At 60.1% G+C, this 14304-nt stretch carries 9 protein-coding genes; 4 read left to right on the top strand and 5 right to left on the bottom strand.

Features of this window, described 5'->3' with window-relative positions; translation table 11 throughout:
- Positions 1 to 17 precede the first annotated feature (17 nt).
- Complete coding sequence (locus tag M0412_RS16675) at positions 18 to 1304, top strand: efflux RND transporter periplasmic adaptor subunit (RefSeq protein ID WP_269699438.1); 1287 nt, start codon at positions 18 to 20, stop codon at positions 1302 to 1304.
- Positions 1301 to 4441, top strand: coding sequence for an efflux RND transporter permease subunit (locus tag M0412_RS16670; RefSeq protein WP_269699437.1), 3141 nt, complete (start codon positions 1301 to 1303; stop codon positions 4439 to 4441). Before M0412_RS16675 ends, M0412_RS16670 begins: the two co-directional genes overlap by 4 nt.
- A gap of 61 nt (positions 4442 to 4502) precedes the next feature.
- Here M0412_RS16670 and M0412_RS16665 read toward each other — a convergent pair whose 3' ends face one another.
- The 5 genes from M0412_RS16665 to M0412_RS16645 all read right to left on the bottom strand — a co-directional run bounded on the left by M0412_RS16665 (position 4503) and on the right by M0412_RS16645 (position 12035).
- A complete protein-coding gene (locus M0412_RS16665; protein WP_269699436.1) occupies positions 4503 to 5078 on the bottom strand; it encodes an invasion associated locus B family protein in 576 nt (191 codons plus the stop codon).
- Positions 5078 to 9217 (bottom strand): autotransporter domain-containing protein, encoded by a 4140-nt coding sequence (locus M0412_RS16660; protein WP_269699435.1) that lies wholly within the window; start codon positions 9215 to 9217, stop codon positions 5078 to 5080. Before M0412_RS16660 ends, M0412_RS16665 begins: the two co-directional genes overlap by 1 nt.
- Positions 9218 to 9454: 237 nt before the next feature.
- The gene (locus M0412_RS16655) at positions 9455 to 9979 is read right to left on the bottom strand and encodes a flavin reductase family protein (RefSeq protein WP_142842818.1); all 525 of its coding nucleotides are present in this window, start codon (positions 9977 to 9979) and stop codon (positions 9455 to 9457) included.
- Between the two features lie 5 nt (positions 9980 to 9984).
- On the bottom strand, positions 9985 to 10878 hold the full coding sequence (locus tag M0412_RS16650) for an aldo/keto reductase family oxidoreductase (protein WP_142842722.1): 894 nt from the start codon (positions 10876 to 10878) through the stop codon (positions 9985 to 9987).
- Positions 10878 to 12035, bottom strand: coding sequence for an LLM class flavin-dependent oxidoreductase (locus tag M0412_RS16645; RefSeq protein ID WP_065117634.1), 1158 nt, complete (start codon positions 12033 to 12035; stop codon positions 10878 to 10880). Before M0412_RS16645 ends, M0412_RS16650 begins: the two co-directional genes overlap by 1 nt.
- A gap of 100 nt (positions 12036 to 12135) precedes the next feature.
- Between M0412_RS16645 and M0412_RS16640 the strand changes: the two genes are divergently transcribed.
- Both M0412_RS16640 and M0412_RS16635 read left to right on the top strand, forming a co-directional pair.
- The gene (locus M0412_RS16640; RefSeq protein ID WP_142842720.1) at positions 12136 to 12840 is read left to right on the top strand and encodes a GntR family transcriptional regulator; all 705 of its coding nucleotides are present in this window, start codon (positions 12136 to 12138) and stop codon (positions 12838 to 12840) included.
- A 335-nt stretch (positions 12841 to 13175) separates the two neighbouring features.
- Complete coding sequence (locus M0412_RS16635; protein WP_269699434.1) at positions 13176 to 14252, top strand: ABC transporter ATP-binding protein; 1077 nt, start codon at positions 13176 to 13178, stop codon at positions 14250 to 14252.
- Positions 14253 to 14304 lie beyond the last annotated feature (52 nt).

The following is a 14304-nucleotide window of genomic DNA, read 5'->3' as shown; positions in this document are numbered from 1 at the left end:
TTATGCGGAATCGTCAGATGAAACGTTTCTGGACCGCCCTCAGCGTTCTTGCCATCGCAGCCATCGGCGCGTGGTATTTCAAAGACCGCCTGCCGCTCGATCAAATTCCCTATCTCAAGCAATTCGCCAGCGTCTCGCAACAGACGGCCCCTGCCACGGCTGATACCAGGGCGCAGCACGCACAAAACGGCCAGGCCGCCCCACAACAGGGCCAAAGACAGGGTGGCGGGCGGCGCAATGGCGGACCGCCCACCGTCAGCACCATCGCCGTCGACAAGGCGACGCTGCCGATGGATGCCATGGCGACAGGCTGGGCGGTTGCGGCCGATATCACCAATATCGCCCCGCTTCAGGCCGGTCTCGTCACGGAAATCGCGGCAAAGGACGGCCAGCATATCAAGGCCGGTGATCTGATCCTGAAAATGGATGACCGCATCGCCCGCGCCGCCGTCGACAAGGACCAGGCCAATATTGCCGCCGATCAGGCGACGCTCGATCAGGCCGAGGCGGCTTTCCAGCGCGCCGCCAATCTGGTCAAGCAGAATGCCGAAGCCCAGCAAGTGCTGGATCTCGCCAAGGCGGCGCGGGATTCGGCCAGCGCCAAGATCGGTGCTGACCGCGCGGCACTGGCCGCCGACCAGGTGACGCTCGAGAATATGGAGATCCGTGCGCCCTTTGACGGTCGGCTGGGCGATATCAGCGTCAGCCCCGGCGCTTATCTCAGCGCCGGCGTCAATATCGTGACGATCACGAAATACGACCCCATCGATGTCAGCTTCCGTCTGTCCCAACGTTACCTGCCGCAATTGCGCGAAGGCCTCGAGAAGGGCGCAACTGTGGATGTGGACCCGGCGGCAACCGGCGGTGAAGCCATGCAGGGCGTGCTGCGCTTTTACGACAATACGGTGGACCAGACCTCCGGCACCGTGCTGGCGAAAGCCGAATTCAAGAACGACCGCGGCCTTTTATGGCCCGGCCAGTCCGTCAACGTCACAGCCCACTTCGTCTCGGATGAAGAGATGATCGTCGTGCCGACGGTTGCGGTTCGGCCGGGGCCGAAGGGAAGTTTCGTCTATACCGTCGATGAAAACCACCGTGTCCATATGACGACGGTCGAAGTCGCCCGTTCGAACGGCGATCTCACCGCCATCGCCAGCGGCCTGTCCGGTGGAGAACATGTCATCATCGAAGGCCAGTCGGAACTCGCCGATGGCCAGCAGGTTGTCGAGCAGTTTTCCGACAAGGGTGGCGCAGATGGCAATCTGGCCGCCAATGTTCCACAGGAAAAGGCTGGCACCCCATGATCTCGAATTTCTGCATCAACCGGCCCGTCGCAACCACTCTTCTCGCCATCGGCCTCGTGCTGGCCGGGCTTGCCGGTTTCCGCCTGCTGCCCGTCGCCGCACTGCCGAAGGTCGATTTTCCGACAATCAGCGTCTCGTCGTCGCTATCGGGCGCTTCGCCGCAGACCATGGCCACATCGGTCACCACCCCGCTGGTCAAGCAGTTCGAGACCATTCCGGGCGTCAGCGAGATCAGCGCCACCAATACGTTGGGCAACAGCTCGATCGTGCTGCAATTCGACCTTAACCGCGATATCGATGCGGCGGCTGCCGATGTTCAGGCAGCGATTTCGCGCGCGCAACGGCAATTGCCAAGCAACATGACGACGACGCCAAGCTACCGCAAGACCAACCCGGCCGATGCCCCGGTGCTGTTGCTGGCGATAAACAGCAAGGAACTGCCAACCAGCAAGGTGGATGAGATCGCCGAAGATATCATCTCGCCGCTACTTTCCACCATTTCCGGCGTCGCCCAGGTCAGTGTCTATGGGGCGCAGACCTATGCCGTGCGCATCGGCCTCGATCCGGCGCAGCTTCAGGCGCGCGGGCTCGGCGTCGATACCGTTACCAATGCGATAGCACAGGCGAATAATCAGGTGCCCGTTGGTGCATTACAGAACGACAACCAGCGCCTGACAATCGAGGCCGATACCCAGCGCACGGATGCCGCGGCCTTCCGTACCCTCGTCGTAGCGACGAATAATGGCGCACCTATCCATCTCGGTGACATCGCCAATGTTACCGATAGCATCGACAACACCAATGCCGGTAGCTGGTTTGACGGCGAACAGGCGATCATCCTTGCCGTACAGCGACAGCCGGACGCCAATACCGTCGACGTTGTCGATGCCATCAAGGCCAAGCTGCCGGCACTTCGCCAGCAATTACCGCCCTCGGTGAACATCAACGTCATGAATGACGCCTCGACCGCCATCACGGATGCGATCTCCGATGTCCAGTTCACGCTTTTCCTCACCATCGGGCTGGTCGTCGCGGTCATCTATCTTTTCACCGGCCACCTGACGGCGACCATCATTCCGGGCCTTGCCGTACCTTTGTCGCTGATCACCGCCTTCGGCGCCATGTATGTGCTGGGTTACAGCATCGACAATATCTCACTGCTTGGCCTCACATTGTCCGTGGGGCTGGTGGTGGACGATGCCATCGTCATGCTGGAAAACATATTACGCCTGCATGAAAAAGGGCTGACCATGCGGGAAGCTGCCCTTCAGGGGGCGGCCGAAGTCAGCAATACCATCCTGTCCATGTCCATCTCGCTGGTTGCCGTGTTTATTCCCATCCTGTTGATGGGTGGGGTGATCGGCAGGCTCTTCAACGAATTCGGCATGGTCGTCACGCTCGCAATCATGGCCTCGGCGCTGGTGTCGCTGACGGTAACGCCGATGCTCGCCTCGCGCCTTTCCGGCAATTCGTCCAGACCGCCAGCCATCGTCCGGTGGTTTGATGCCGGTTTCGAGCGCACGCTGCGTGGTTATGGCCGTGCAGTCGGCTGGTGCCTTTCCCACCGCCGTGTGGTTCTGGCTTCGTTTCTGGCCTCGATTGCCGCCTCGCTCTATCTGTTCGAGACCCTGCCCTCCAGCTTCTTCCCGCAGGAGGATATTGGCCGTCTTTCTGTGTCGACGCAGGCGCGCGAGGATATTTCCTATACTGCGATGCGGGACCTTCAGGCCCAGGTCGCCGACCAGATCCGCAAGAACCCGGCCGTTGTGCATGTCACCTCCATTGTCGGCGGCAACTCCCGCAATCCGCTGAACAATGGTTCGATGTTCGTTGAACTTAAGCCCAAGGAACAACGCGCGCCGCTCAGCCAGGTGCTAGCGGAACTGGGGCAGGCCACATCGAAAGTGGCCGGCATCCGCACCTATATCAATCCGCAGCAGAGCCTGCGTTTCGGCGGGCGCAGTTCCGCCAGCCAGTATCAGCTCGTCGTTCAGGGCCTCAATGCCGATACGACCAATGACTGGTCTAACAAGCTGATGGAAGCGATGCGCCGCGACCATACGTTCACTGCCGTCACTTCCGACGCCCAGAACGGCGCCATCGCCGCAACAATCACCGTCGATCCGGAAAAAGCCGCCGCCTTCGGCATCACCAATGACCAATTGCGCAAGACGCTGGAAATGTCCTTCGGCGGTTATACGGCGGCGCAAATCCAGTCGACTGGCGACAGCTATGATGTGATCGTGGAGTTCGACAGTTCGAAACAGTGGAATGATGATTTCCTGAGCGATATCAATATTCTCTCGGCCAAATCCGGCGTTCTGGTTCCGCTTTCCAATTTTGCTGCCCTCACCCGCACCCAGGCACCGGTCACCATCAACCAGACCGGCCAGCTCGTTTCCACGACGATTTCCTTCAACCTGCCGGATGGGGTGGCGCTGTCCGATGCCACCAGCCGGATCGATCAGCTCAAAAGCACGATCGGCCTGCCGCAGGACGTTTTCACCAGCTATGGCGGCACGGCGGCAATCTTCCAGCAGAGCCAGGGCAATACCGGCATCCTCATTCTTGCGGCGGTGCTGACCATCTATGTGGTTCTCGGCGTTCTCTACGAGAGCTTCATTCACCCGCTGACCATTCTTTCCGGCCTGCCGGCAGCAGCCTTCGGCGCGCTGGTGGCGTTGAAGGTGATGGGCATGGATTTCTCGATCATCGCGCTTATCGGCCTGTTGATGCTGATAGGCATCGTCAAGAAAAATGCGATCATGATGATCGACGTGGCGGTGGAACTGATGCGCGAAAAGGCCGAGCCGGCCGTCACCGCCATTCACGAAGCCTGCGTTCGCCGGTTTCGGCCGATCATGATGACGACCTTCTGCGCGTTGCTGGGCGCGCTGCCAATCGCGCTCGGCTCGGGTGCCAGTTCGGAACTGCGCCAGCCGCTCGGCGTCGCCGTGGTTGGCGGCCTTATCGTCTCGCAATTGCTGACGCTGTTCATCACCCCTGTTATCTTCGTGGAAATGGACCGGTTCGGCAATTTCCTCGCCGGTCTGTTTTCCCGCAAGAAATCAGCCGGCAAGCACGCCGAGCCACAAAAGCCGGAGGGTGAAGGCGAGCCTGATTCCGTCGCTGCCTAGATCGTTTTGATTTTACGCGTTGTCCGGACGTAAAAGCGTTTCCGCTTTTACTGGAAACGCTCTAACGCAGATTTCCGAGGCGCTTCAGCGCCTCGGAAAAACCCGCCGCTTGCAACTGGAACGACACCGTGCGGCCCTGCAGATCGGGGGCTTCAATCGTCAATGTCTTTCCCGCCTCAAGCGCCGAGACGAGCTCGACAAAGGGCGTGAAGGACACGATGCAGCCGACGGGCAGGCAGGTGCTGACCTGCACTTCCTGCAGCCGCACAGTTCCGGATTTCACCGAAAACAACTTTGTGACGGCAAGGCCGAAAGGCATGACGATGGTGCCGGACAATTTGTCCGGTATTTTCGGATCATCAATCCGGAATTCGACCGAGACGACAAGCTTGCGGGTTTTCTCCTCAAGCTGCACCTGGGCTATGGCGCAGGCCGGCTTTTCCGCCGCCACTGAAGCGTTCGGGTTGGCCTCGTCGTTTTCCGCTGGTGCCGCGCAGGCGAGCTGCCAGCTTCCATAAACCTCGTGCATGGGCGCAGCAATCTTCGCTGCCTCCTGCGCAAGCGCACTCGCTGCAACACTGGCAAAGAGGAAGGCAGCGAGGGTTGTCTTCCCAACCAAGTTTTGACCACGCCTCATCAAAAACGGACTCCCAGTTCGGCAGAGGCGGATTGATCCAGCATGCCTGCTCCGAAAACAGCGCCATAACGGAATGTCAAAGTGGCGGCAGGATTGAGGTCGTAGCGCAGTCCCAGATTGATCAACGCCACATCCTGCGCCATCGCCGCACTTGTAACGGAAAAGCCTTGGCCACCCGTGTAGAACAAGGTGCTCTCAACCGCCGGATCGCCATAGGCATGACGCCAGCCGATATCGAACATCGCCTGCCCAGCCATGCCCTCAAATGCGATATCACGGCTGAAACGCGCACCAAGCGTCGAATAAAGCTGGTCATGGCTGGCGGAGCCGGAAGAAACGGCGGCCATGCCGCCCTTCTCGCCGAAGGCATCCGACCGTGTGTTCACATAGCTGATATTGGCATAGGGCTCAAACTGGACGAGATCAAAATCGAAACGCCAGGCGGCCTCGGCAAAGACCTGCGTGGTGGAGGCGTCATAGCCGGCGGTCAGATTTTCCTGCAATGTCGAAAACGACACCGCCCGGCGGGTTTCGACGTCCTGAAAAGCGTGGATCGCTCCGAGGCGCAGCGAGGCCGGGCCAATTGCTCCGCCCGCATAGGCGGCCGCATAATAGCTGTCCACATCCGCCGACGCCAAAAAAGACTTCTGGCTGATGACATCACGGCCATAACCGGCAGCAACACCGGCGCGCCAACCGTTGCCCCAATCACCATCGAGACCAAAAAAGACGCCGCCACCCTTCATACTGACCGACGAGCCGTTGCCATCGCCATCGATATGTCCGCGCGACCCGAAACCATTGGACCAGAAAGTGAGGGAGCCTTCATCGATATTCATCGGATCCGATGCACCCGCCCTTCCGACAGCGGGCAGGATCGGACGCGCATCGATACCCTTGAAGGCGCTGCGCAGCCGGTTGAGAATAACGTCGCGGGTCAACTGACTGCGGTTTATCAATGCCATGGCAATTGAAGGATGCAGTTCACCGGCAAGCTGTGAGAAGGCGGATTGGGTTTCGCCGTCCTGCAGAAACAACGCCGCCTGATAAAGCGAGGAAGCCTCCCCAAGCGCCTCGACGGCCTTGGCGGCGCTGCGCGCGTTATCCGACGATGTTGCAGCAGCAAAAAGCCCGTTCTCCGATGATGCCCGATTGAAGGAGAGATAGGCGTTGCCGTTATCTGCGCTCTTTGTGACACTCGCAATTACGTAAGCGAAATTATCATCCACACCGGAGAATGTGCCAACAATACCGCCCGTCGCCGTCAGGATTCGATATTGGGTGTCGAGACTGTAGGCCGCATAGTTTGAAAGCGGTGTAACGACGAGACGGACATTGTTATCGATGGTGATGGCGCCATTGACATCAAGCCTGTCGGAACTGCCTGATGCGTCGATTTCGACCGCATAGGCCGAGCCGCTGGCGAATGTCACATCGCCCGTGGAGGTGAGCGTGCCGATGGAATTGCCGGGCGAAAGCGTGCCGCCCGAGGCGACGGTCAGGCCGCCGATGGTGCCGGACCCGCCGAGCACCGCACCGCCGCCGACCGAAACCACGCTTGTGAGTGATCCATTGACGCTGAGCTTGCCCGACGAGACCTCGGTGGGGCCTGAATAGGTGCTGTTTCCGGAAAGGACCAGATTGCCCTCACCGGTCTTTTCGAAAGCACCGGTGCCGCTGACGACGTTCGAAAACGTGCCGGCACCATCTACGGCGAGTTTCGCATTATTGACGATGTTCCCCGAGCCGAAGCTTTTTGCGGTTCCCGTCAGCGTGCCGGCCGAAACAGTGGTGCCGCCGGAATAGCTGTTGTCGCCGGCGAGAAGGAGATTGCCGGTACCCGTCTTTTCAAACGAGCCGGAACCGCTGATGACATTGGAAAGCCTACCGGCCCCATCCACGATAAGCTGCGCATTATTGGCGATCTCGCCCGAACCGAAACTGCTGGCGGCTCCCTTCAGCGTGCCGCCCGAAATCATCGTTCCACCGGAATAGCTGTTGTTGCCGCTGAGCGTCGTGACGCCGTTTTCGGCATTGATCCGGCCAGCGCCGGAAATATCCGCGGAAAGTTCGTAGTCGCTTTCCGAGTGGTTGAGGACGATGCTGCCGTTGCCGGAACCGAAGGCAATCGCATTCGCCTCAACCTCCCCGGCAGAACGCGCCGTCTGCCCGGCGGCAGCGCCGATATTCAAAACGCCGGTGGACCCCGCCGCCGATGCGATCACGATGGTCGTCGCGGCAAGGGAACCACCGCCCGTCACCTCCACCATGCCGCTGCCGCTTTTCCCGATAACGAGGGTGTTGCCGATTTCCGCGCGTGACCCCGCCCCGGCGACCTGCAATGCCCCGTCCGAACCGGCCTCCGCGCCGAGAAAAAGCTGATTGGCATTCAGGGAAGCGCCATTGAATACCGTTACGGAGCCGCTGCCGGAGCGGCCGATATTCATGGAGCCGGAACCGGCAAGGTTGTTATCGACCGCAACCGTGACATTCGAGCCGGTGCCTTCGATGGTCATTGTGCCGGACGAACCGGCAAGTTCGCCCAGGGTTATCTGCCCTGCCTCAATGCCGCCGCCGGTACTGACCACCACCTCTCCCTCGGCATCATTCTGATATCCGACGAAAAGGGTCTTCGCCACCGTCCAGCTCGATCCGCCGCCGTCGACGATCACGGAAGATCTCGAACCGCTAAGCGTTGCGACATAACCGGTATCGCTGTCGACGGAGCCGCCCGTATCGATCTGCAGCGAGCCCTCGCCGGCATTGCCGACATGGAGATTTCCGGAATTGCGCAGGGCGCTCCCCGAACCGGAGATACTGGCGGAGCCGACGCCGCCGGCATTTACCCCGAGAACCGTATCGACCGCTTCGACAAGCCCGCCGCCGGTTATTGTCAGCCGGCCTGTGCCGTTGACGCCAACGCCGAGACTGCCGCTGCCGACCGTCCATACGGAACCGCTGCCATCCACGCCAACATTACCCGTCGCACCCGCGGCATTGCCGAGACGCGCGGATGTACTGTCCACCGCGCCTCCCGACTTCACATTCAGCGTGCCATAACCAGCCGTTCCCACCGGGTCTGACGCATCGCCGCCAATCTGCAAATCACCCGTCGTCCATTGCGTGCCGCCGCCGGTTACATCCACCACGGCAATCGAATGGCGGCCGATGGTGACGGCGCCGCTGGTGACGGTCGCGGCTGTACCGACAGCCATAGTGGCCGCGCCCTCATTGCCGACAACCAATGTGCCCTGGGTTTCCAATACGGAACCAGCGCCATCTATCCTGAGCCCACTTCCATCCGATGACCCCAGATTGCCAACGACCGTTTTGCCTTGGCTGATCACCACGCCCCCGCCAGCGATGGAGAAAGAGGCTAGCCCGCCACCGCCGATGATCATATCGCCGGAGCCTGTCACTGTGCTGCCGGCACCCTCCACGGATACGGTCCCCATGGAGCCAACTCCGTTGGCGACAACCAGTCCGCCGGTGGTAAACTCGCTTGCGCCCAGCACCTCCAGCAAACCGAAGCCGCCATAACCCACGAAAACGGTGCCGGAATTGTCAAAGCTGGACGAATTGTCCAGTTTGACGGTGCCATATCCCAACCCGTCCTTACCGACGTAGATATTTCCCGCAGACGTGGCCGAACTTCCACTGAGTGAAAGCTCACCGACGCCGCTTCCGCCCACGGTTATATCGTCGGTATTCGACCAGGTTCCCCCCGAAAAGTTCAATTTTCCGGTAACGCCGGCGTTGTAGCCAATGTCGCTCCCGACTGTCGTCAGGCCGCCATTGACTGAAAGCGAGCCATCGGTGTCGATCCCGATCAACAGATCTGAGATATCGGCATGCTTCCCCACTGCAATCGTCGGCCCCGCGGAATTGAAGCCGGCAGTATCGTTTGGTCCAGGAACTCGCGTATAGCCGTACCAGTTGGAGGGCAAGAACCAGTCGTCCGTCGATGATCCAACCCAGACGATCGTCTCCGCCAGCGCGGGTGACGCGAGTGCGGCGGAAAACATCAGGGCAAAAAGGCTCGTCGAGCCACGCAGAGAGCGCCAGGATACGGGCGCTGGCTTCAAGGGCGCCTTCTGCGGATCTTTCTCTTCAGAAACACCACAGAACCAACCGGACATCCAAGCTCCCTCACCGGCGCATTACGCCGCCCTGCCCTGACCGGCGAATCACTGTTTCAGACAAATCAATTAGCCCATTCTGAAAGATAATTGATAGTATAAACAGCATAAAAATTGCTCTGAACGTCTGCGCAAATATAAAATGGAGCGTGACAGGCACGCTCCATGAAATAGTTGGAAAGATTGCTTGAGCAGCGGAATTTTTGCCGAAAACCGAAGCGGAAACGGCAGTTTCTACTACTGCCGGGAAAACCGCCCAAAGGCTCCGCCTGAAAAGCACAGGGGATCGCCATCACGGTGTGCGGCGCGCAAAACCTCGCCGACGATGATGGTGTGGTCGCCCGCATCATGGGCGGCGGCCTGCCGGCATTCAAACCGGGCGAGCGTTCCGGGAATGACCGGCACACCCTCATCGTTCAATTCCCAGTCCAGATCGTCAAAGGCACGGCCATTGCGGGTGAAGCGGGCGCTCAGCACGTCCTGATCGGCGCTCAGCACATGAATGGCGAAATGGGTGGCACCGCTGAAGGCCTGATAACGCGACGAGTTTTTGGCAGGCGACCACAGCACCAGCGGCGGATCAAGCGATACCGACGCGAAGCTGTTGACCGTCATGCCGATCGGTCCGTCCGGCGTCGTTGCCGTCACAACCGTAACCCCCGTCGTGAAGGCGCCGAGCGCGTTGCGAAAGCTGCGGCTGTTCTCGCCGCCGGGAACAAATACATGCTCATTGGGCATTTTGATCGCCTCTGCCATTGCCACTGTCATCACGGCACCTCGTTTCCGATTGCGAGTGTATAAAGCTCAAACCATGTCTGGCGGTCGATCGTGACGCGCAGGGCGTCGGCCGCCGTTTTGATGCGCTCGATATTGTTGGTGCCAAGCACCGGCACGATCTTGGCCGGATGGCGCAAAAGCCAGGCGATGGCGACAGCGGTGGCATCCACGCCCTGCTCTTTGCCGATGCGCTGCAGCGCCGCCATCGTTCCCCCATGGGCGCCGGAAAATAGCGAGCCGCCGCCAAGCGGTGACCAGGCCATCGGCGAAACGCGCTTTTCCTGCAGGAAGGCGAGATCGCCATTGGTGAAACTATCCGTGGCAAGCAGGCTCATTTCGATCTGGTTCGTCACCAGCCGGTTTTTCATGGCCGATTGCAGCAGCGAGAAATCCCATGGCCGGAAGTTGGAGACACCAACGGCCTTCACCTTGCCCGACGCGACCAGTGCGTCGAGCGCCTTGCCGGTTTCCTCCGCATCAACAAGCGGATCAGGGCGATGAATGAGCAGGAGATCGACATAATCGGTTCCCATGTCGCGCAGCGACGCCTCGACCGAGGCATTGATATGGCCTGCCGTCGTATCATAGTGCTTGACGCGGGCGGCGGAATGCCGGCCGGCCGGTGCGACGATGCCGCATTTGGTGACGATCTCTATTTTGTCGCGCAGTCCCGGAGCAGCCTTGAGGCCGTTACCCAGAATGGCTTCCGCCGTGTATCCGCCGTAAATATCGGCCTGATCCATGGTGGTGATGCCCTGCGCCAGGCAGGCTTCGATCTTGGCCTGCACATGGGCGGGCGAAGTGTCCTTATCGTCGCCGATGCGCCACATGCCATAAACGATGCGGCTGAGTTCGAGTTTGTCGGAAAGAGCGATGCGTTCCATCAGTGGCGTTCCCCGTTGCCGAGCGGCGTGGCAGGCGTTTCAGAAGGTACCCGGCCGTAAGCATGCGGCAGGGAGCAGGTTTTCATCTGCGGCAGAACCTTGGTGCCGAAGTGTTCCGCCTCATCAATATGCGGATAGCCGGAAAGAATGAAGGCGCGAATGCCCATCTTCTGGTATTCCTCCAGCGTCGACAGAACCTGATCCGTCGAACCGACGAGAGCCGCACCGCAGCCGGAGCGCGCCCGACCGATGCCGGTCCACAGATTGGGTTCGACATAACCGAACTTGTCAGCCAGTTCGCGGGCACGCGCCTGATGCGACACGCCGAGCGAGCCGCTGTCATGGGCGCGGTTACGGATCAGCTGGCCATATTCGTCATCAAGCTTCGAGACCAGATGTTCGGCGTATTCGCGCGCTTCCTGTTCGGTATCGCGCACCACCATGTGGACGCGCAGGCCGTAATCCAGCGTGCGGCCATGGGCGGCTGCACGTTCATTGGCGGCGCGCATGCGGTCCGCCAGCTGGTCCTTCGTCTCAGGCCACATCAGATAGACGTCACACTGCGCGCCACAGAGTTCCAGCGCATCCGGCGAATAACCGCCGAAATAAAGCAGCGGTCCGCCATTCTGCTGGTAAGGCCGTGCCGGCTCGGTGGAGACACCCTTGAACTGGTAGATTTCACCGTCATGGTCGATGGTGTCGCGCGTCCAGGCCTGACGCAGGATCTCAACGACCTCGTGGCTGCGCTTGTAACGAAACGCACTATCGGCCACTTCTCCGGGAAAATCGGAGCTGATGACGTTGAGCGTCAGGCGGCCCTTCAGCATGTGGTCGAGCGTCGCCACCGTGCGCGCCAGCATGATCGGCTGCATCTCGCCGCAGCGGATCGCCGCAAGGAAATTGATGCGGTCACTGATCGGCGCACAGCCTGCAACGAAGCTCAGCGTATCCTGCCCGACCTGATAGGATGAGGGGCAGAGGATGTTGCGGAAACCGAGTTCCTCGGCCTTTTTGACGATATCGGAGCAATGGTCGAAGCTGGAGCGCAGGCTGCCGTCTGGCACGCCCAGATAGGCGTAATCATCGGAGCACAAAGCGGAAAACCAGGAGACCTCGGCAGCATCGAGATCAGCGGATGTAACGGGTACGACGGTCATGCAATTCCTCCTCAGGGCCGCTCTTGTTTTTCTTGCATAACATCAAGAAATATGTAAATCAATGATGTATCAATTTTTGTTTCGGGGAGGAAACGACATCATGAAAAACACTGGCGGCAGCCTGCCCATGTATCTGCAGATCGCCGAAATGCTGGTGCGCGAGGTGGCGGCGGGCCGGCTGATCGACGGCGAAAAGCTGGCGCCGGAGCGTGATATGGCGGCCGATCTCGGCATTGCCGTCGGCACGCTTCGCAAGTCACTCGCCGAATTGCAGGAGCGCGGCCTGCTGGAGCGCGTGCAGGGTTCGGGCAATTACATCCGCGCCGTCAGCGATCCGCAAAGCGTTTACGCCTTCTTCCGCCTCGAGATGATCGAGGGCGGCGGCCTGCCGACGGCAGAGGTTCTGGATGTGGCGCGGCTTGCCAAACCCGCCGCCCTGCCCGCTTTCGGCACTTCCGCCGAAGGGCATCGCATTCGCCGCCTCCGGCGCATTGCCGGAAAACCGGCGGCCATCGAGGAAATCTGGCTTGATGGTTCTTATGTCGACACGATCGCCATCGAGAACATGTCGGAATCCCTCTATCTTTATTATCGCACCCGTCTCAATCTCTGGATCTCGAAGGCGGAAGACCGCATCGATCTGGGCGACGTACCCGACTGGGCACCCGAGGCCTTCGGCCAGAAGCCGGGCGCGCCGGTGCCGCGCGTGCTGCGTCTCAGCCAGGCGCAGGATGGCGCGGTGGCCGAAGTTTCATGGACATGGTTCGACCATACGGTTGCCCGCTACGTTTCTCGCATACGTTGAGATCGCCGCATATTCGCGTGATCTACATGGAGGCAAGAATTTGACGGGAGGCAAGGAAGCGACGACCTGCCTTGCGGCGAGTTTCGCCACTATATTTCTTTAAATCAACGACTTAATAGTTTTTGATTTCTGTCAGAAATAAAATTGATACACTATTGATTTCCTTTTTGTGAAAGGTAATATCACGGAATTAGGGAGACAGGCGTTTCGCCATCCCACGCTATCGCCGGATAATCGGAACAGATTTTCGACAGAGCGATACGTGGAACTTGAAGGTTGATACCGGCTTTTGCGTCCATCGGGATTTTGGACGCGTCGGTTGTGAGGAGGAAAATATGGCTTCAGTCAGCCTGCGCAAGCTGGATAAGAGTTACGGTGCCCTGCGCATCGTCAAGGGCATCGACCTTGAAATCAACGACGGTGAATTCGTGGTGTTCGTCGGCCCTTCCGGCTGCGGCAAATCCACGACGCTGCGTATGGTCGCGGGTCTGGAAAGCATCAGCGGCGGGGAGGTCATGATCGGTGACCGTGTCGTCAACAGGCTGCCGCCGCGCGAACGCGACATCGCCATGGTGTTTCAGGATTATGCGCTTTATCCGCACAAGACCGTGCGCGAAAACATGGGTTTCAGCCTGAAGGTGCGCGGCGTGAGCGCTTCGCAGGCCAATGCCAGCATCGATGAGGCGGCAAAGATGCTCGGCATCGAGCATCTGCTCGACCGCCGGCCCGGCCAGCTTTCCGGCGGCCAGCGCCAGCGTGTGGCCATGGGCCGCGCCATTGTGCGCCGCCCGCAGGTCTTCCTGTTCGACGAGCCGCTTTCCAACCTCGACGCCAAACTCCGCGGACAGGTGCGCACGGAAATCAAGCGCCTGCACCAGCAGCTTGGCACGACAATCATCTATGTCACTCATGACCAGGTGGAGGCCATGACGCTGGCCGACCGCATCGTCATCCTGCGTGGCGGCGATATCGAGCAGGTCGGCACCCCGGACGAGGTCTATAACCGTCCGGAAAGCGTCTTTGTCGGCGGCTTCGTCGGTGCTCCCGCCATGAATTTCGCCCGCGCCAGGGTAAGTGGCGACCGGCTGACATTTTCCGACGGCAATTTCCTGCCGATGGCGGCCATCCGGCCAGCCCGCGAAACGGGCCTCGAAGGGCGCGACGTCATTGTCGGCATTCGCCCGGAACATTTCGGCCCCGCCGAGGGCTTCGACAGCCAGCTTGCAGTCAAGGTGCAGGTGGTGGAACCGCTGGGTTCCGATACGCTCGTCCATTTCAGCCTCGGCGATGCGGCGCTGACCGCCAGAATGCCGCCGCAGCTTCGCCCGGCGCCGAACGAGGAGCTTAAGATCGGGCTCGATCCGTCCAAGGTCCATCTTTTCGACGCCGCGACGGAACGCTCCATTCACTGATTGCCGGGCGTGGAAACGCTGCGGCCAACGGGTTTAATAACGGGAGGAACAC

This window comes from Agrobacterium sp. O3.4 (assembly GCF_041414895.1).
GTDB classification, from domain to species: domain Bacteria; phylum Pseudomonadota; class Alphaproteobacteria; order Rhizobiales; family Rhizobiaceae; genus Agrobacterium; species Agrobacterium cucumeris.
Note: the sequence above shows the minus strand (reverse complement) of the source record. Positions and strands in the feature narration are given on the sequence as shown.